This window comes from Cryobacterium sp. TMT2-4, from assembly GCF_004402575.1.
In the GTDB taxonomy this organism is placed as follows: domain Bacteria; phylum Actinomycetota; class Actinomycetes; order Actinomycetales; family Microbacteriaceae; genus Cryobacterium; species Cryobacterium sandaracinum.
Genome location: NZ_SOGE01000028.1, coordinates 60,400 through 80,262, shown reverse-complemented (window position 1 = coordinate 80,262; position 19,863 = coordinate 60,400). Strand labels below are relative to the sequence as shown.

Annotated in this window: 15 protein-coding genes; 11 read left to right on the top strand and 4 right to left on the bottom strand. The window is 61.0% G+C overall.

The annotated features are described in order from the left end of the window. The first annotated feature begins 7 nt into the window (after positions 1–7). Genes E3O54_RS08280 through E3O54_RS08265 form a run of 4 tightly spaced genes read left to right on the top strand, consistent with a single transcriptional unit; the run spans position 8 to position 8,940 of the window. Positions 8–3,382 (top strand): Swt1 family HEPN domain-containing protein, encoded by a 3,375-nt coding sequence (locus E3O54_RS08280; protein WP_134401373.1) that lies wholly within the window; start codon positions 8–10, stop codon positions 3,380–3,382. 41 nt (positions 3,383–3,423) lie between these two features. Next, complete coding sequence (locus tag E3O54_RS08275; protein WP_134401372.1) at positions 3,424–4,911, top strand: ATP-binding protein; 1,488 nt, start codon at positions 3,424–3,426, stop codon at positions 4,909–4,911. Next, entirely contained in the window at positions 4,904–5,899 is a 996-nt protein-coding gene (locus tag E3O54_RS08270; protein WP_166805226.1) for a PD-(D/E)XK motif protein, read from the top strand. The genes E3O54_RS08275 and E3O54_RS08270 overlap by 8 nt, the downstream gene beginning before the upstream one ends. Next, a complete protein-coding gene (locus tag E3O54_RS08265) occupies positions 5,896–8,940 on the top strand; it encodes a Z1 domain-containing protein (protein ID WP_198411458.1) in 3,045 nt (1,014 codons plus the stop codon). The genes E3O54_RS08270 and E3O54_RS08265 overlap by 4 nt, the downstream gene beginning before the upstream one ends. 66 nt (positions 8,941–9,006) lie before the next feature. On the opposite strand, the gene E3O54_RS08260 is transcribed toward E3O54_RS08265, so the two are convergent. Together E3O54_RS08260 and E3O54_RS08255 are read right to left on the bottom strand one after the other, a co-directional pair. Further along, a complete protein-coding gene (locus E3O54_RS08260) occupies positions 9,007–9,522 on the bottom strand; it encodes a DUF1643 domain-containing protein (RefSeq protein WP_134401370.1) in 516 nt (171 codons plus the stop codon). Positions 9,523–9,617: 95 nt separating this feature from the next. After that, entirely contained in the window at positions 9,618–9,935 is a 318-nt protein-coding gene (locus E3O54_RS08255; RefSeq protein ID WP_134401369.1) for a hypothetical protein, read from the bottom strand. 306 nt (positions 9,936–10,241) lie between these two features. Between E3O54_RS08255 and E3O54_RS08250 the strand changes: the two genes are divergently transcribed. Then, the gene (locus E3O54_RS08250; protein ID WP_134401368.1) at positions 10,242–10,559 is read left to right on the top strand and encodes a hypothetical protein; all 318 of its coding nucleotides are present in this window, start codon (positions 10,242–10,244) and stop codon (positions 10,557–10,559) included. 698 nt (positions 10,560–11,257) lie between these two features. Here E3O54_RS08250 and E3O54_RS08245 read toward each other — a convergent pair. Next, positions 11,258–12,037: a DUF4145 domain-containing protein gene (locus E3O54_RS08245; RefSeq protein WP_166805224.1), complete on the bottom strand. Its 780-nt coding sequence runs from the start codon at positions 12,035–12,037 to the stop codon at positions 11,258–11,260. Positions 12,038–12,499: 462 nt separating this feature from the next. Between E3O54_RS08245 and E3O54_RS16305 the strand changes: the two genes are divergently transcribed. From E3O54_RS16305 to E3O54_RS08225, 5 genes are all read left to right on the top strand, one after another. Continuing rightward, positions 12,500–12,652: a hypothetical protein gene (locus tag E3O54_RS16305; protein ID WP_166805223.1), complete on the top strand. Its 153-nt coding sequence runs from the start codon at positions 12,500–12,502 to the stop codon at positions 12,650–12,652. 244 nt (positions 12,653–12,896) lie between these two features. Continuing rightward, positions 12,897–13,301 carry a hypothetical protein gene (locus E3O54_RS08240; RefSeq protein WP_370247582.1) on the top strand — a complete coding sequence of 135 codons (405 nt, stop codon included), beginning with the start codon at positions 12,897–12,899 and terminating at the stop codon, positions 13,299–13,301. A 326-nt stretch (positions 13,302–13,627) separates the two neighbouring features. Next, the gene (locus E3O54_RS16625; protein ID WP_198411457.1) at positions 13,628–14,614 is read left to right on the top strand and encodes a hypothetical protein; all 987 of its coding nucleotides are present in this window, start codon (positions 13,628–13,630) and stop codon (positions 14,612–14,614) included. Further along, the gene (locus E3O54_RS08230; RefSeq protein WP_134401365.1) at positions 14,614–15,702 is read left to right on the top strand and encodes a hypothetical protein; all 1,089 of its coding nucleotides are present in this window, start codon (positions 14,614–14,616) and stop codon (positions 15,700–15,702) included. The genes E3O54_RS16625 and E3O54_RS08230 overlap by 1 nt, the downstream gene beginning before the upstream one ends. 279 nt (positions 15,703–15,981) lie before the next feature. Next, positions 15,982–16,314: a hypothetical protein gene (locus tag E3O54_RS08225; protein WP_134401364.1), complete on the top strand. Its 333-nt coding sequence runs from the start codon at positions 15,982–15,984 to the stop codon at positions 16,312–16,314. A 135-nt stretch (positions 16,315–16,449) separates the two neighbouring features. Here the strand turns inward: E3O54_RS08225 and E3O54_RS08220 are convergent, their stop codons facing one another. Next, positions 16,450–17,280 (bottom strand): hypothetical protein, encoded by an 831-nt coding sequence (locus E3O54_RS08220; RefSeq protein ID WP_241976801.1) that lies wholly within the window; start codon positions 17,278–17,280, stop codon positions 16,450–16,452. A 638-nt stretch (positions 17,281–17,918) separates the two neighbouring features. On the opposite strand from E3O54_RS08220, the gene E3O54_RS08215 reads away from it, so the two are divergent. Then, the gene (locus E3O54_RS08215; RefSeq protein WP_134401363.1) at positions 17,919–19,292 is read left to right on the top strand and encodes a hypothetical protein; all 1,374 of its coding nucleotides are present in this window, start codon (positions 17,919–17,921) and stop codon (positions 19,290–19,292) included. Positions 19,293–19,863: the final 571 nt, after the last annotated feature.

The following is a 19,863-nucleotide window of genomic DNA, read 5'->3' as shown; positions in this document are numbered from 1 at the left end:
ACAGACGATGGCGAAATCCAACAGTGACCGGATCAATGAGGCGCTTGACCTGCTCGTCGAGGCGCTGGGGCCCGTGATCGACCAGGTGCTGCTTCCCTTGCTCCCGCCGGGAGTCGACGATTGGCCCGCCTTGCTCGCCGCCAAGGACGATGTTGGCGGCAAGTCCTACGAGCGCACCGACCCGCAGGTCCAACTGCGGGTATTCACCGAAAGGTTGGGAAATCTCGGGTTCCCCTTCGGCCAAGTGCTCTCTCGTGCCGAGCAAAACCTTGCGGGAGAGATGCGCGACGTGCGCGACAAGTGGGCGCACAAAAAGCCCTTCAGTGCAGACGACGCCTACCGGGCGCTGGACACCTGCGAACGGCTGCTGCGTGCGATCAACGCTCCGACCCAGGCGGATGGGGTGCGCAAGCTCAGGCTCGATGTACAACGTGCCGCCTACAGCGAAGAAACGCGCCGTGACACCCGCAACGCGTCCGCCATGCCTGCCCTCGCTGCCGCCGACCTCGCGCCGTGGCGCGAGGTCTTGCGCCCGCACGCCGACATCGCCAGCGGAGACTTCGCCCGCGCTGAGTTCGCCGCCGACCTGCACCAGGTCTCCAACGGCATCGGCACCCGCGACTACACCGACCCCGTCGAGTTCTTTGCCCGCACCTACCTCACCGACGGGCTCCGCACCCTGCTCACCCTCTCAGCCCGCCGCCTCGCTGGTGACCTCAACGCGGCCCCCGTAATCAACCTGCAGACCACCTTTGGCGGCGGCAAGACCCACTCCATGCTCGCGGTCTGGCACCTCTTCAGCGGAAACGACCTCACCGCCTTCCCGCAGGACGTGCAGGGGTTGCTGCATGAACAGCCGGCCGACCTCTTCCGCCGGCCGATCAAGCGCGTCGCTATCGTCGGCAACGAACTTGCTCCAGGACAGGCCTGGAGGAAGCCGGACGGCACAGTTGTTCATACCCTCTGGGGAGAGCTCGCCTGGCAACTCGGCGGCGCCGAAGGCTACGCACTCGTGGCCGACGCTGACAGCTCTGGAACAAATCCCGGTGCGGCCCTGCGTGACCTCATAGTCGCTTACTCACCGGCGCTCATTCTCATTGACGAGTGGGTCGCCTATGCCCGCGGGTTGTACGGTCGCGACGACCTTCCTGGTGGCTCCTTCGAGACTCAGTTCACGTTCGCCCAGCAACTCACCGAGGTTGTCAAGTCTGTACCGGGAGCGCTGCTTCTTGTCTCGATCCCGGCCTCCGACATCCGCCGCGACGGCGAAGAGCCGACCGCCTCTGACCTCGAGGTTGGAGGGGCTAACGGGCGGGCAGCGCTGGAGCGCCTGCAGAATGTCGTCTCGCGGGTGGCACAGAACTGGACCCCCGCGAGCTCACAGGAATCGTTCGAGATCGTGCGTCGCAGGCTATTCGTCGAACCCAATGCGGACGCTCGCCGACGCATAGACGCCACTGCCCGCCAGTTCTCGGAGTTCTACCGAAAGCAAACGGGAGAGCTGCCCGCTGAAACGCGCAGCCCCGAATACGAGGCGCGGATCCGGGCGGCTTATCCCATCCACCCCGAGTTGTTTGACAGGCTGTACGGTGACTGGTCGACGCTGGAACGGTTCCAGCGCACCCGCGGCGTACTACGGCTGATGAGCGCCGTTGTCCACGCACTGCACGTCGCGGAAGATGATTCACCTCTCATAATGCCCGGGTCGATGCCGTTGGCGTCGGCCGCCGTGCGTGACGAGGTGAGTTCTTACCTCGATGACGCGTGGAAAGCGATCATCGAGACCGATATCGACGGCGAGAACGCGACCCCCGTGCACATTGACAGGGAACGCCCACTCTTCGGCGCTCGGGCCCTGACCCGGCGCATCGCACGAACTCTGTTCATGGGGTCCGCTGCCACACTCGGCAGCACTCACAAAGGTATCGAACGCCAGAAGGTCTTCCTCGGTGTTGCCATGCCGGGAGACACGATTGGGAACTTCGGCTCGGCACTGCAGATGCTCGGTGATCGCTCCACCTACCTCTATGCAGAGGGGCAGCGCTATTGGTTCGATCGGCAGCCCTCGCTAAACCGTATGGCGGGGGAGCGCGCGTCTTCGCTGAACGTCGAGGATGTCTACGCTGAGGCTGTGCGTCGTCTGAAGCTTGGACCGCGCAGTACGCCCGAGTTCACCGACGTCGTAGTGGCGCCGCTGTCGACCTCCGACTTGGCCGAGTCGGAATCCTGCCGTCTTGTGATCACCCACCCGCTGCACACGCACAACGCTAGGGGCAAGGAATCCACGGCGTGGAGCTTTGCCCTGGACCTTGCCCGTAATCGCGGCGGGGCACCCCGGCAGAATGCCAACACCTTTGTCGTGCTCGCGGCCGATGAGGCTCGCTGGAGTGAACTTGACGAAGCCATCCGTACCTACCTCGCGTGGAAGTACATCGCGTCCAGCGTCGCCGACCTCGACCTGACGGCAAGCCAAGCGGAACAGGCTCGGACCCGATCCGACGAGGCCAATCGGGTCGTCGACCAGCGAGTGGCTGCCACCTGGATCTGGGCGCTCTACCCCGTTCAGCCCAACGGCGCCCAGCCGCTGTCCCTCGAGACGAAGAAGATCGAAAGCGGCGAAATACGGCTTGCTACGCGCACCGGTGAGAGGCTCGCCAAAGACGACGTGATCTTCACACAGAGCTCCCCGCGGTCGCTCGCGCTGGAACTCCGGCTGCACCTGCGCACCAAGTGGAACGACGGCCGCATCAGTGTGGGAGAGCTGTGGGAATACCACGTGCGCTACCCCTACCTCGCGCGGCTGAAGGACAAGGCCGTGTTGATCGATGCGATTCGGGCGGTTATCGCCGACCCAGGCTGGTCCGATATGGGCTTCGCCCTGGCCTCCGGCTACGACGAGCAGACTGGCGACTTCATCGGCCTGCGCGTACCCATCTACGAAACACAGGTACCGGCGATCACCGACGACACCCTGCTGGTGGCTCCGCACCTTGCCGAGGCGCAGCGGGCGAGGGATGCACGGACGCTCGAGCCCGTTGACTTCAGAAAGCCCGAGGTAACACTCCCCGGCCCAGGGGGCGTCACTGGATCCAATGGCGGCAGCGGCCCGGTCGGTCTCCAGTCGAGCGTCGATATAGCCGTTGCCAATGCCCGCTACACGGGGGTGGTTGAGTTGCGCACATCGGAGAATCTCGCGGCACAACTCAAGATCATCACCGAAGAAATTTTGGTTCACTTGCAGAACGCGCATCTCGATACATTCGAGGTGCAGCTCACTGTGAACGCGGGTCGACGGGAAGGGTTCGATACCGACATTGTCCGCACGGTGACCGAAAACAGTCGCACGCTCGGCTTCGTGAAGAACCGATTCGAGGAGTTGTAGTGAGAGCGGCCACTCCGGTCGTCGTCGGGAGGCGTACGGTCATGCCCGACCCCTCCATAACGCGCGCAGTTGGCATGCACCACAGCTTCGAGACGGCTATCGCCGACCTCGTTGACAACAGCGTCGATGCCGATGCGAGCCAGGTATTGATCCGGTTTCTCCAGTCCGATGGTGCCGTGACTGGGTTGCAAGTCATCGACAACGGGCGGGGCATGGATTCCAACGCCCTCGATCAAGCCATGACCTTTGCCAAGAAGCGAGAGTATGGCGGCAAGGACCTGGGCCATTTCGGTATTGGCCTGAAAGCCGCATCGTTGAGCCAGGCTGACATCCTGCGGGTCTATTCGCGTCGCGATGGAGCCCAGGCCGCCGGAAGGTCAATCCGCGCCGCGACGCCGACGGAGGTCGAGGACCTCGATCACGCCGGTGTCGATGCGTACCTCGCCGCGTTCAAGCTCGATTTCTCCCTCGCCACTGGCACGGCGGTGGAATGGGCCGAGCCACGCACCTTCTTGACTGCTACGAACAAGGACGATCGTGCCCGTTGGCTTGACGAGCGGATTGGGACGGTAAGGACGCACCTTGGCATCGTGTTCCATCGCATCCTCGAAGCGAAAAAGCTGACCATCATGATCGAGGTCTTCGATGTCGATCGGGCCCGACCAGGTGTCCCGCGCACGGTCGACCCCGTCAACCCGTTCGCGTATCGCCAGGTTGGCAGAGGGAGCTTCCCTGCCGACCTCACCATCACGGTTGACCGGGCCACCGTGCGGGGTCGAGTGCACCTCTGGCCTGCAGCACAGTCCGGATCGCCGAGCTTTCGTTTGAACGGGCGTCCCGGGAGTCTCGCCCAAGGGTTCTATTGCTATCGCAACGATCGGCTGCTGCAGATGGGCGGCTGGAACACGCTCACTGTCGTTCGGCCCGAACTTGAGTACGCACGGATCGAACTGGACATCGATGATGCCGTCTCTGAGCACATCGCCATCAATCCTGAGAAGGCCGGTCTGGAACTCGACTCCGATCTCAAGGCAGCCATTCTGGCGGCAACGGTGGGGAGTCAGGGGCTGCGCTTCGCCGACTTCCTGGAGGTGGCAGAATCCACCCGGCGGGAGTCGCGCAGTTACACGAAACGCCCAGTGGCGCTGGTGGAGCCCTTTCGCGGGTTCAGCGCCGACATGCTGGATGCGTTTTCCGCCTCGGTGGAGTACTCGGATCACGCGGCTGTCGACATCCGCTGGGAGGTGCAGGACAGCGAGGACCCGATTCGAGTCGACCTTCCGCAGCGCACGATTTGGCTGAACGCCCTCTACCGCGGCGTCATCGTGGGGCGTGAGAGCAGCGACAATTACGACGCGCCGTTGGTGAAAACCCTGCTGCTATTGGTCTTCTCGCGCTACTTCGAGGGGGACATGCTCGGCTCGCGCGAGAAAGCGGAAATCGCGGCCTGGCAGCAGCTGCTCACCGCGGCGCTCCGCGATGAGATCGCAACACAGGCTCGACTTATGGGGAGTACCGGCAATGACTGAACGCATCGACGTAGATGACCTCAAACATCTGACACCCGAGACGGTTGAGGCTTACTTCGGCTCCGGAGTGCAGTCGGCGTTCATCTTGGACGGACGAGTGAGCGCTCGTCTGGAAATCGATCCCCAGCATCATGAAATGCGGCTGCTCTGCCCAGCGGTTGGGAGTAACCCCGATGTCACGTCCTACGAGCGTATCTCGTTCGATCGGGTCAACATCTTGGGGGAGCCGGGCGAATGGTTCGAACTAAGCGTCGATGCCGCGGGTATGCACTACGAGGCGTATGTCCTCCTGGAGTCAATTGTTGACCAGCTTCGAAGCGGTGCATCTTTCCGTCATGCCGTCTCAGAGTCACTCGCTGGTCTCAAGGATCTGCTTGCCGGCCGCAAACGGATGAGCGAGGCTGTCATCACCGGCCTCATTGGAGAGTTGCTCGTGTTGCGCCACGTGATCGGGAAGCTTGGCGATGAGACCGCCCTCGCAACTTGGCTCGGACCGCTCGCCGAAGAGCACGATTTTGCCCTGGAGGAGTTCGAGGCAGAGGTCAAGACCACGCTATCGGAGGGGCGGGTTCACCTGATCGGCTCCGAAACCCAGCTGCTGCCGACGCCTAGTCGGCCGCTCTACCTCATCTCAGTGCAACTCACGAAAGCCGGTGCCGCAGCCGATTCCTTCACTCTGCCGGAACTCATCGAAACCGTTCGAGCCTCGGTCGACTCGAGCCGTGTTCGAACCTTCGACAAATACCTTGAAAGCCTGGCCTGGAGCCAGACCGATGCAGACCTGTACTCGACTCGCTACCAGCAGCGTTCCGTGCCGAAGGCGTACCTGGTTGATGACGAGTTTCCGGCGATTACGACGCCGCGGCTAAATGCAGTGGTGCCTCAGCGCACCCTTGTCACTGGTGTCAGTTACCGCGTCGACGTTTCCACACTTCACCACACTCAGCCGCCTGCGCCGCTAGAGAATTTCTGCGAGGACACCAAATGATGACACCCGAGATCACGGCCGCGATCAGCACAGCTATCCGAGGAGCCCTGGGAGGCATGAACCACAGCGGACCAGAGAGTCTGCTCGTCATGGTGAACCTGAAGCTAACGCGGGCTCGCGTGACTCTCAGCGAGGTCGAGTTGGTCGACGCAATTGTCGCGACCGATGTGAACGACCCTGCGCGCACATCCACCCATATCGCCTTGGCACGGTGGGATGCGGAGCCGGAGGATTACTGGACTGGTGAAACGAAGGCCGCAACCTTCGCGCGTCGTGCCCAAACCCTTGACCTGCTTGAAATCGGGGGACCGAGCCGGGATCGCCTGAATGAGGCTTTCCCGCTTCTCGCGCAGCAGGACATCGTCATATCGGGGCCCTGGGATCCCTGGTACACCAAACAACGTCAGCAGGAGCGCGATTTCTATTGGAAGGCGTACCGGGGAGTTCTCGAAGGCAAGGGGTGGGATCCCGCCGCGGTCGCAGCCTTGGATGTATCGACGACAAACATCATCAGCCGGCTCGCCGACCCCGCAGAAGAGAAGGCCTACCAGTCCAAGGGCCTCGTGGTCGGCTACGTGCAGAGCGGAAAGACCGCCAACTTCACCGGGATCGTCGCCAAAGCCATCGACTCGGGGTACAGGCTCATCATCGTGCTAACCGGAACGGTGGAGCTCCTGCGAGCCCAAACTCAACGCCGCCTCGATATGGAACTCATCGGTGAAGAGAACATCCTCGAAGGGCGTGACCCCAGCAACCCGGACTTGATCAAGGGTGTGGACTACGTCAGTACGGGTGACCAGGACTGGATTGACGGCAATTTCCTGCGCCATGGTGTTCCGATCATTGAGCTTGACGACGTGCCCCTCATCAAACGGCTGACAACGATGTCCGGCGATTACAAGTTGCTCAAAGCGGGAATCGACGCCATTGATTTCCGGCGGGCCGGAGCGCTCAAGGACCGGTCCAAGCCAGTCAATGACCCCGTTAACCTCTTCTCAAGCGACGTTCGGATTGCGGTCGTCAAGAAGAACCAGGCGACACTCAAGAAGCTACTCGCGGACCTGACGGCGGCGCGCGCCGATCTCGGCGAGATCCCCACGCTAATCATTGATGATGAGGCTGACCAAGCCTCGGTCAATACCATCAATCCGAATCGGCAGCAGTTCGTCGAAGAAGAAAAGAAGCGAACGGCGATCAATGGCCTCATTAGCCAGATGCTCGGTCAATTGAAGCGCGCCCAGTACATCGGCTACACGGCCACGCCCTTTGCCAACGTCTTCATCGCTCCCGACGATGCTAAGGACATTTTTCCCAAGGACTTCATCATCAGCCTGGAGCCATCGCCGAGCTATATGGGAGGCAAGTCCTTTCACGACATTGACGGACTCCCCTCGGATGAGGCGATCACGGCGGCAAACTCGAACGAGAAGGCTTTCGTACGCGACCTCATTTGCGACGAGGGCGAGGGCGAGCTGGCCGAGATGCGCCAGGCGCTAGATGCGTTCGTTCTCACGGGCGCTATCAAGCTGTGGCGTCATGCGGCCGACTCCACGTTGCGCTTTCGCCACCACACCATGCTGGTGCACGAGTCGGTGAAGCAGGATGAGCACTCCGAATTGGCCAACAAGCTCAGGTTGGTGTGGAAGCACGCGGACTACTCCAGCCCAGCGGGGCTCGACCGTCTCGAAGATCTCTATCGCGCTGACTTTCTGCCAGTTTACGAAGCCCGGGACAATTGGGGCACGCAAATGCCCGAAACCTTCACCGACCTCACAAAGCACATTGGGCGCGCTGTTGACCTCATCACCGCTAGCGGAGACCCGGTAGTCGTGGTCAACGGCTCGAAGGACAGCGACTACAAGGCCGTGGACTTCCAAACCGGACCTTACTGGCGTGTCATGGTCGGCGGGGCCAAGCTGAGTCGCGGCTTCACTGTCGAAGACCTCACGATTTCGTACTACCGACGCCGTGCCGGTGCCGCAGATACTTTGATGCAGATGGGGCGCTGGTTCGGCTATCGACCGGGCTACAAGGATCTGGTCAGGCTCTACATCGCGCGCGATGCGAAGGACGCTCGCGGTAAGACTTATGACCTCTATGAGGCCTTCACCTCGATCATTGAAGACGAAGAGGCCTTTCGCGAGCAGCTTCGCAGCTTTGCAATCCTTGGCGACGACGGTCGACCGCAAGTGCTGCCGATCGACGTGCCTCCCATGGTCTATCAACAGCTGCCGTGGCTCAAGCCGACGGGTGCCAACAAGATGTACAACGCCGTTCTTGACTTCGAGGGAGACGGCGGCAAGTTCAAGGAGTTCCTTCGTCAACCCGACCGCGGCAAGGGAGCGGCCAACGAAACGCACTTCGCGGCAGTGCGCGACTGGGTGAGCGCCTTGGGCGCAAAAGAAACCTTTGAGTACAAGGAAGGTGTGCCAGCGAAGACGAAGACCTTCGATGCGCGAGTTGCGATCATTCCGGCGATTGACCTGTATGCGGGTATGGAGAAGTTCCAGTGGACCGCCAACTATTCGCTGCAGCCGACACTGCGGTTCATGAAAAGCGCCATGGACAAGGGTGAACTCGTTGACTGGGCCGTTATGGTTCCCTATCTGGAAGATGCTCCTGTTCTGAACGTCGACGGCACTGATGTTCCCCTGCTCACCCGTACCCGACGCGCAGATCGCCCTGGCTTCACAGGCTTTTCATTCCGTCAGCGTTCGGCCATCATGCGCATCGCCGGCAATCTCAATGAACACGGCGGACCCGCAGCGGAGGCGCTTCGCACCCCAACGCGGGGCGCGCTACTTCTGAACTTTTCGGCTGACCCTGATGAAAAGGATCCCAAGGGCCGGAAGCCGGCGGGCCCCGGCTGGGAAGGCCCAATCGGATCTGCCGATGTTGCCACGATTTTCGCTCTCGCCCTTCCGTACCTCAGCGCTCCTCGCGGTCGAATCGGGTTCCGGGTGCGCGACAACTCCCAGCCCGACAAGCCCATCCTCAACGAGGTCGATATCAAGAAGCTCGGCATCACAACCGACGAGTAGAGCGGGGGCGAACCGCTTGTGCTTGGCAATCGGCTCTCTGCCGGTTTTAGCAGTTCAGGCCTCGACTTAGCCCGTTGAGACGCTGTTGGCGATGCGGCCTGTGGAAGCGACTTCTTTGAGGACGAATGGAAGCGCCTCTAAGAATGTCAGGGACGGATGCTGTGCATGAGTATGACGATGCCACCGAGAGGGGTGTCGAGGCTGCCCGTCGATCATCCAGATGGTGAGGCCAAGGGCGTCGATCTCCGTCTGCAGCCACGCAAGCTGATCGCGGAAATGGTGTCGTGCGATCCCCGATGGTTCTTGACAGCCATAGGCGAGAATCACAGCATCAGCGGTATCGAGGGCTGCGGTGAGCTCCGATCGGGCGGCGAGCCAACCTTCAGGTAGGGCGCCGGCCGTGGTAATTCCGGTCGTGCGGTAGGTGGAAATGGAGAACACATTGGCAATGGAGACGGAGGAGTAGCCGAGCGTCTCCCTTGCCAACTGCACTCGTTGGAGGGTGCGCACCCCGCTCGTGGTCGGAGGATTCGAGAGGATCACCAACAGGTGACCATCCAGGCGTGGAGGAGTGGGGGGCATCGTTGATCAAACCTACTGGAGTCGTCTTCGCTCTCGTAGGTCTTGCAGCTCAATGGCATCGGAGCTATCCGTCCGAGACCCGCCTCGGAGGTCATTCACAATCTGTCGATCCACGTATCTTCCTCGCGGTCTGTCCAAGCGTTGCCTGTGCGTTCGGTTCCTAGGGTGCGTGTGCGCTCTGAGAGCCCGAGAATCAGCTGGTGTGCGTGCGACGCCTGCAACTCGCCGGGGGAGCACACCCGTTGCCCGGTGAGTTGGAAGACAACCTCAAATTGCGCTGGCGCGTCCAGCACCCCGAGGCGTTGGAATGTCTCGCGAATCGTGCTGCGTTGCTCTGATGAGATCATGAGGGGCAGGGTTGAAGAGGCCGCGGGAGGATCGCCGAGATCAAACAGCGAGAGTTCATCGGGCATGTGAATGGTCCTCTGGAGTACTGGGCACTTGTGAGGCGAAGTGTCGTCAACACGAAGTTCAACGGTACTCGTTTGGCCAGCCCAGTATTACGAGCTTGGAAGGCGACAACCCTAATTACTCTGATTAGTTTGTGAGATGACCAGGAAGTCATGTTGCAACGGAGGTGCTTTACCAGGGGTCTCGTCCCTCTGGTGGCTAAGGCGGAGGTTCTTGCGACATCATGCCGGTTGGGTGGCCTTTCCCCTTCGCGAGAACGGACCTCGACAGCGACAGCGAGAGCGGTAGTTAGGCCCTACGCTGAACCCATGGACCGTTGGAACTGGATGATGATCGAATTCGCGCCTGGGACGAATAGAGGAGCGCCAATGATTGGCCCTGGCGAGCTTTCTCGAACCGTCGCGCGCGACTCTATCCAACAGACTTTGTCGCGTATGGGTACGCCCATGGCGGATGTGTGGAGAAAGGGAGCCAAGGATGACACCGTGACCGTTGGCAACTTTGTCTTTGCCATCTACCAGCACAAACAGGGGCAAAGCCAAGAAGGCGCCGTTGAGTGGCGGAAGGATTTCGCCGCCCTCTTTCGAGCCCACGGCCAACGAAGCGCATTCGGTACACCAGTCTAGGTAAGGCAACTCTGGCCTGCGACGAACCATGGGCTGTGGAATGCAGCTCCCCATTCGCTTGAACGGCCCGGAATTCTGATCTGGTCGAATCCCTCACTCTGTCGCGCTGAGGGACCAAAGTCGTGCACCTGGTCGCGGAGTGGAAGTTCGACCGAATACAGCATTGTTCATGCGACGTACTAGGGGATCGTTGCGCGTGCCGTGTCGTTGGCTTGCTGCAATAGGCGGTCGCGTTTGCGGAGGGTGCCCACGAGCTTGGGGAACGTGCCTGGCACCTGTGAGGCGTTATCGGCGGCCTGGACACCCTGTACGGAAGAGACTGCTCGGCCGGAACGGCCACGCACTAGCCAGCGTGGTCGGGGCGTGCAATCTGCAAGTGTCAGCCTTGGCAAAAGTTTAGATCACCGTACGGCGCTCCCTGATGCGAGAAGTGCGAAGTCCTCAGGTAGACGTACGAACCGCTCGCGGCGACTTTCAATCTTTGTTCCATCCCCGTTCTGCGATGGGCTGACTCGTGTCTTCGCGCACCGGGGGCGAAGCGTGGTGGGCCAGGCGCTCGGAGGACAGCACCAGAGTGCAGGAGCCGGCATTCGGAGCGTGAACAGAAGCAAATCGGTACCGGCACGCCGTATCTTCGACCTCGAACGGACCGGGCCACGATAGGTGGTCGGGCTTCCTTGTTGCTGGTCTGCCGCGTTTCAGGGTTCCCGGGAAGGGCCCTTGGCTGCGTTGATAGTCTGCGCGTGCGCGTCGATATCTGGCCCCGTGAAGAGACGGTGGAAAGCTTCGTCGAGCACTCTGGCGCCGTCCAGTACCTCCATAGTGGTCAGGTCCGAGTCTTCGTGAGTTCCGGCGTTCCCGAGCCACTTGACTGCGAAGAACAGATCGGCGACCGGCGGACGGTTGGGGTCGGCGTTCCGCCACTCCTTGATGCGCTCGTGAGCGTTACGAAACTGCCCGTTTGATCGGGTCGCCGAGATGCCCTCGGAGGTCAGGAAGCGTTCCACTGTGGCTCGTAGAGCCGTTGCGGCTAGGCCGGGATCGGTGAAGAGCACACGAGATGCGCGCAGTACGCCCTCTCGGACTTGGTCGGGAGCCGACTTAGGGATCGGCATCATCAACATGGGCGGGTGCAAATGCGTGACAGCGTAGTACGAGGAGTAGGAGTTGCCTTGGTATTCGAACTCGTCGTCGCGGCTGGACTTTTGGGAGTAGTTGACGCGGTAGTCTCCGGTGCCATGCACGGCTTGCTGGCACTCGGGATTCTCACACTGCCCGCGAATGGCGAACGTGCCGGAGATCCACTCTGGCTCGAACGCGGGGTGGTTGCGCGCCGATGCAGAATCGTGGCCCTCATCCTCGATAGGCGATGAGAACCCGATGTACCCGGCCTGGCAGTTGGGGCACGATGGGCGCGGCCATGGCTGGTCCGACTCGATGGGCCTGGCGAGGTCGGAGAGCGCGGTGTCCACTGGCATGCCTCGAGCGTAACCTGTTCCACCCACAGCGCTGTCGCGGCTCCAGAAGCCTGGCTTGTACGTCGCTGGCTTCTTGTCCGTTGCCGATGCCGTGCCTGTGGCCCTCGTCACCGGTTCTGCCGCGTCACAACTCATGCGATTAAGTCCACTGCCTGTCGTTGTGGTTGCTGGTTCGCCTTTCGTGATCACTTTCGACCTGACCGGCCGGGGGCTCGTCTGGTCCTGCGTCGGGCGGGTACAGCGATGATTCGCAAGAAGATGGGTTAGGTGGATCGGGCCTGTGTAGTTTTCGTAGCGCGCCAGGCACTACGACCAAATGTGCGGGCCCGGGATCCCGCCCTCTTGCGCACAAGCCTGCCACCGTTTCGCTGGAGGCTCAGTACCGAATTAGAGACTGGCTTCGCCGGCACCCACCCGGGTGGCCGTGAGCATCCCGACGCCGAGGCGCTGTGTGCATCCTGGGTGAACCACCTCGAGTCGGCCGATTTGGGTGCTGGCTACCCGGATGAGGCCAGCCGGCTGCGGGCGGTCACGCTGGGCAACCGGCCGCTCACTGCCTCCGTCGTCACGGACCCCAAGCTCGACCGGTCGATGTTCCCGGAGGACTGCGCGTAGGCCCGGTTCGTCCTGCTGTGGGGGTAGGGCGCTGGGCGCTTTCTGCCTCCACGCCGGGCGTGGCAATCGGATCGAACGCCACATCCGCGGGGATGCCAAGGATTTGCATGCTGGCGGACTGAGTCGGGTCGACCTCCTGAGATTCGCATGACTGGTTCAAGTGGGTGTTGCGGCTCTTCGTGGTTGCGATTTCTTGTTCAGCTACGTAGCTCAAATTGATTAGTCCGTTTTCACGCGCGTCGCATTGCTATACCAAGCTGATGATCGATCGGATTCTTCAGGTTTGGTCGTTTCCGGCGGGTCATGCTGGGGTTCACGACGCCGGCAGCGACAGGGTGCGTCCGGAGTCGAGGTGGCCGATCTGGCGAACAACGGCCTGATCGCGCCGGGATCAATGTTCCATGCGCGACCACAGAGGCATCGCGAAAAGACCGCCGTTTTGGGTGAGGACGGTCGGCTATCCGTCAACGGGGTCTTCTCCGACTACCCCAGCAGCGCGGCCCGCGCGGTCACCGGCGGCCTCTCCGAACCGGGGTGGTGGTTCTGGCTCACTGCCCTCAATGGGACGAGATCGCTTTCCACTCTCCGCCAGGAATACCTGGACGGGTTCGATGACGCGCCTGAGCGGTTCGGCGCCGACACGAATTAGCAGCGGGATTCGGCCCCACAGACGTCAGCGCAGCTATCGGCGTGAGCCCGAACAGCACTGGAGCCGTGGGTTCCCGATTTGAGAAGCTAGAGAATCTGCGAAGATGGCGCTGCCCCTGCAGTATGGACGCACGTAGTTTCGAATTACACCTGGAGTATCTAATGGACTGGCAATTTGACAAGCGAACGCAGTGTTGGTCGGTTCTAACGACAATGACGGTCGGAGATTACACAGCGCTTGTATCGGACGCTCACGAAGCACAAGGATCGCTCAGCGGCCAGCGTGGAGTGCTGACCACGACAACCGCGAAGCGAATCCGATCGCGAATGGTCGAGGACCTCAAGAAGGGCGCACTATTGCCGGCAATAGTAATCGGCGCTGTCCTTGACGATAAAGAGTTCGCCTTGTTGCCATCGCTAGGATCCGACGGGCCCGGAGAATTCCTGCCCAAGGACCGAAGCTTGCTTTCGATCATCGACGGCATGCAGAGGACCGCGGCACTCATTGAGGCTGTCAAAGAAAACAACGACGTTGCCAACCAAGTTGTTAGGGTGGAATTCTGGCTCACGGACAACGTGAGAGCGATGATCTACCGCATGCTCATTCTTAACACCGGGCAGGTTCCGTGGACTATTAGTCGTCAGCTTTCAGTCGTCTTCGCGCCGCTTCTTGAAGAAATAGAGAGGAACGTTCCGGATCTTGACAAAGTTTCGTCCCCTGACCGTCCCGGGCGCCGTGTAGGTGCAGCCCAGTATTCAAGCGACGACCTAGTCGAGATGTACATTGCGTTCTCTCTGCGGAAAACTGCAGTCGACACGAAAGAAGCGATTTCGGACGAATTTTCCCGACTTGATTTTGTAGACAACTTGGCGGATTCCACGTTCCAGGATCAGTTCTATGCAGCGCTCTCGATGCTGAGTCGACTCGACAAACTGTTCGCGGGGTATCCCGGGGACTCTGAAACGCCCGCTGGCCGGTTTGTCTTCGATCGTCAGCCGGCGCGGATCGGATTCATTGTCGCCGTCGGAATCTCAGTTCTTGGCCGACCCGGAGCGGACAGAACGAGCATTGAGCGCGTCGAACGAATGGCCAAGCTCGAAAAAGCACAGGAAGGTCTTTCCTCCAAGCTATCCGTGGCTGACGAAGTAGTGCTTCACGATTTCCTACGTCTCGATGTTCTGCGTGAAGTTCTGGACAAAAAGGTCGGGCAGGTGGGACGTTACGAGCGGTCCGTATTCTCAGAGGCATTCAAGGTGCTCGTCGACGAAGACTTCGAACTAGCCAACTTGGAGCCCTGCTGGCGAGCCAGCTGATGAATCGCGACATGCGTGTGGCGAATGGGGCTGTCTTCGAACGGCTGGCACAATATTGTGCTGATCGGGACGAGCCGATTATCGGCGCGGAGAAGGTTCGTTGGGTTCATGCGGATGATGGGTCCGATGAGTACCTGAAGCATTTAGTCATCCATGAATCGATCGGCTTTGGTCGCCATCGATTCTTGGCTTGGCTCGAACGCCCAATCGGTGTTATCGAAGTCGGCGATGACTCGGGAGCCGACGAGGTTGCACATGAAGCAAGCCACTTCATCGGACTTATCGGGTTCGACCACGATCCCGATCACGCTGAGCTCCCGGTCCGCGATTGTGTTTGGGGCTTCGATGTATGCCTCATCGCAGAGCTGCCCGTGCGTCCGAATAAGGCGCCGATCGCAATTCGAGATATCGTCGAAGCCGCGAGCAAGGGTGACGTTGGATACATCGGGCACGAGAACGACTCCGTGTTTTCGCTCTTCCCGTCCATCAAAGTGCTTGCTAGCCTCACTCCAATCGATCAAACCGCTATCTGGGCAATCTTCCTGCGACTCTGTGTTGACGAGAGTCGCTTAGGTACTTCGTGGATCGAATCAGATCTAGCCGATCTCTTGGTCGTATTGGCGGAGTTGAACGTGCCGTCGCTTCCATATCGAGAGCTATGCCGCGCTGTATTCGACATGGACCCTCGCAGCCTTTACATGTCGTTGTACCGCTGCATCGAGGCAACGTACGCATACGAAACTGCGACCAAGGTGGGGACCGCGTTGTCAGTGGGTCGCGCGTGGTACGAGATAGCAGCTTCGCTTGATGCAGAAATGGGGTGGCATCCCCCAGAAGCACAAAGTCTGAATGGCGCTCTGTCACGTGCTTACCGACAAGACCTTGAAGAAATATGCGATTGCCTCGGTGCGACGATAGGCAAAGATCTAGATGTTTCGGCAGGCAAAGCAATATACAAATTGCGCAACCAGATAGTTCATTACCGACCGACGAACGACCCCCTGAACATGGAGGAAATGGATTGGAATCGGCTTTGCGAACTCCTGCTCACCATTTCTCTTGACGTTTTCGACGCAGCCTATGGATGAACGAAATCACCCAGAGGGAGTACGTAGGGCGCAGAGTCCCACCAGCGCGTGGGCTGTCGGTGGCGGCTGATTAGAACCTGGGGGAAGAACAGGAGATGTACATGTGGCTGGGGGACTCGGCGGGCCTGCGATCAAGGGATTCGTTTCTGCCTGCTCTAATGCCATACGCAGACACTGCGAAGACAGGCTGAGGCGTCAGGCGGCGGTGGATTTGCTGTCCTGGATCCCTGAACTCCGTCAGCTGCTCGTCCGGCTCGAAGCGGAGTGTGATGAGGCCGCGTGGAACGATGCGATGACCCGGGCCTACGCGTCGGTGCGCCGGGTTCGCGAGCTCACCCCGCGGGGTGGGGGCATCTGCACCACTCGATTTTCGATGCGATCGGCAACGGTGCCGGCGGTGTGGCGTGGATCGATGTCGCGCCGTCGTGGGCCGGGGACGCGCTCAGCTACAGTCCGGAATGGTCGACCAACGCAGCCTACTATCTCGACTACGTCCAGGGGCGGGTCCGGGCCTGGCGCAACGAGTATGGCGCCCGGAAGGCAGCAAAGGCGACGCTGCTCAGCTACCAGGACTGGCTGGTCCGAACCCGGCGATACGGCGCGGACGTTTAACGCGGCGCGCCACCCCGGCTCCCGGCACGTGGGGGGAGCGCGGGTGGGGGAGTGCGGCTGAGCGGCTACTGGCGGGTTTCGGCCGTGCTGACATAACCGGTCCTATCGGCCAAACCCTCGGGCGGCTTGACGGTTTCAGAGCTCGGGGTTACAGCCGTCCGCGGTGACGGCCTGCTGGGAATCCACCCACCAGATCGAGATGCCCGCCGCGTCGAGGGACGACTTCGTCTCGGCGTAGAGCGTTCGATAACGAAGGAAGTCCGGAAGGGCAACGACGCTGTGGACGCCGGGTTGCTTCCCGCGCAGTTTCATCGCAGCGAGCAGGGCCTGCCCGTACCAGTGACCCGCTTGCGTGCTCGGTGAGGTGCGCTTCGATTCGGTGGCCCGGGCCGGATCGGCATAACCCCGGGACGGGTAGCCCTTGACCTCGATACCAACGGTCTCGTCTCCCCGCGCTGCGACGACGTCAATGCCGCGTTCCCTCGTCGCAGTGTTCGCCACCGACAGAATGCGCCACCCGCGACCCGCCAACCAGGCGACGATTGCCGACTGAACGTTCGCTTCGGTGTGCCACGACTCATCGACCACCGGTGATGGTGATGTGGCTGACACGTCGGCGGGCTCCGAAGCGGGTGGACTGATCTCGCCACGGATCTCGTAGCCAAGGGTCGCGAGGTGTCTCCTAGCGGCCCGAGACTTGAAATCTGCCCGGGGAATGCCGGTCGCCGTCTCGAATGCTTGCATGACCGGGAACCAGATGGCGTTGACGCGAACTGCATGCTTCAGGATGACTTCTGGGGCCGCCTCCGTGAGTCGCGCTGACACGGTCGCACGCGCAAGCTCATGCTGTATCCCGTTGAGGGTGAACCCGATCGCGCGGTCTTCCGTGCCGTCCCTGGCAAATGCGAGTGAGGGGGCTGCCTGCTCGGTGACCCCGTTGCTGTCGGGAATCGAGGACGTCGTCATCACCCGAGCATACGATGGGGCGGCACTAGAGAGAGTCGAGAAGCCCCCGACTGGGCAGCGATTCACTAAGCAGAAGGGCGCGCCGGCCAACTCAGCTCGCTCTTCAGAACCCGCGCGAATTACGTCGGAGCTGCAAGTATCCGCGCTTGGCGCAGAGATCCTGCCACGCTTCCTCGTCAACGGCGCGGTAGTGGCGACCTCGGACAGCACAGATTCGGATCCAGCCCTCTCGGCTTACAAGATTTTCCGCGTCAATCGAGTCCGTGTTGTCGCTCGAACGATGGCCTGATCAGTTGCCGTGAGTGCGTCGACCATTGGAACCGTCCCTCTGCGATGGCGTTTTTAGCAAGATGAAGAACCGTTCGTTCACGTACGGACCCTCACCTTGTATACGTCGACGAGGAGCGCAGTGCACGAGAGATCGGGCACTTACGAACCTAGAGAGTGCCTCCGGTGACTGTCAATGGCCCTCCGTTCTGCCCACGGGTGGGCATTGGCGCTGTCGGCTACGCGCTGACCACAGTGGCCACATCCACGACATCGTCCGTCAAACGGGAAGATGGAGCCGTTCACCTTGGGGACAGTGCTATTTATTCGCCCTAGGGTAAGAGGGAATCACACGAGCGACAGGAGTAGCGATGAGCAGCGAGATCGAACTGGTGAGCGACGGGGACGGTCTCGTGGCTCTTGGGGCTGCAGCCGATATCGAGCGGTTTCTACTTTCGACGGGGCTAGACCAGGCTCCGTCGCGGGAGCTTGATCTTCATCGGCTTTGGTCGTTCTCGGGCACGGGCGCGGCGGCCGCGCAAGTAGGCGCGGATCTCGCTGCGAACTCCGGTCGTTGGGTGAAGCTGACCGCCGAGTCGGCCGAAGCCATCAAGAAGTTCGGATTGATGTCGACGAAAACCGGCGGGGTCAGCCACGCGATGATCGGTAAGCCCGGCGACATCAAGCAGTGGCTTCAGATCGCAAACCCGACCGTATTGCTCAGCGGGCCGTTTGCTCTGACCGCGCTGTCCACGATGATGCAGCAGCGCGCGATGCAGCAGCAGATGGACGAGATAGTCGAGTATCTCCGGGAACTCGACGAAAAGGTCGACGACATCCTGCGGAGCCAGAAAGACGCAGTGCTAGCCGACATGATCGGCGTTGACCTGATCATCGAAGACGCCCTAACTGTGCGTAACCACGTCGGGCGGGTCTCCGAGGTTACCTGGTCGAAGGTGCAAGCCTGCGGGATGACGCTCGCGCGCACGCAGGGCTACTCGCTCCGCCAACTCGACAGCATCGCCGAAAAGCTCGAGAAGAAAGCAGATCTCGGTGAAATCGCCAAAGCGACCAAAGCAGCCGAGCCAAAGGTGCATGAATGGCTCGCGGTCCTAGCGCGGACGGTCCAACTCCAGGACGGGGTCTCAATACTCGAACTCGACCGAGTGCTCGACGCTGCACCTGCTGATTTGGAGACTCACCGATTCGGACTGGCTAGGGCCCGTCAGAATCGTGTCGAACTCATCGCCCGCAGCACGGCACGCATTCTCTCCCAGATGAACGAGACCGTGCAACGCGCAAACGCTGCGGTACTTCTCAACCCGTTCGACTCCCCAGCCGCAGTGAAATCAAGTAACAAAGTCGCGGTCGGCCTTCTTGAATTCCGTGCGCGGCTCGGGATCGCATCACGCCATGAGTCCGAGACCGCGAAGCGGTGGGGCCACGCCGTTTCTGAGGCGCGAGACAAAGTTCTTGCGTCTGCATCGGGAGGGGTCACTGTTGCCGGGCGCTTTGGGGCCGAAACCTTCGACCGGGCCACCGAATCTTTCCGCGCGGTTGACATCGACGGCGACGGTATCCCTGATAAGCCGCGGGCGGTGGCTGCTGCCGAGAATGCCAGCGCCGCGATCAAGGGTGCGACCTCCGGGGTTACCGACGCGATCGGTTCGATATTGAGGCGCAAGTCAGATAAGCGGGCCTCCTCCGGACAATCGACTCCTGAGGCCGCCACTGACGGGCCATGATCTGCCACTGTCGGGAGAATAGGCCGGGATTTACTCCTGCTCCAGTCAAGGGACGGCTCTCCGCTGACTCGCTGACCACCGCGCACGTGCGTCGTCCGTTCGACAGGTGCACAGCGGAGTCGGGATTGACGGTGTGACCACGCACATGTTCCCCTGCGCGGATTCGACCGCGGTCAACGACAACGCCGGCATCGAACTCGCCGCACGGCTCATACTCCAGTCGTTGCCGTGTTCGCGGCATGCTCAATCGATCTCGTCCTGATCGGATTCGTCGTCGTTTCCGGGTTCCGCTCGCCGACGCTATGTCGGATGCGAGGAGCAGGTCCAGTTCCGACGCTCAGAGCAGAGCAGCAAGTCGATCGCCTCGCCGTCCGGTCGGCGTTGCAGCCTCTATGGTTCTCTCGCGCCCAACCATTAGTTTTAAAAACCCTGGTCAGCGTCGGCGTGTCGAGCCAATGAATACAAGACTGGCTTACTATTAGTTGTCGGCGGCTCGCTCTCGGGGCGGCGCATCCAACGAAAGGAAATCCAATGGCGAAAGGTCACGAGTGCCCGGATTGCGGCACCCATA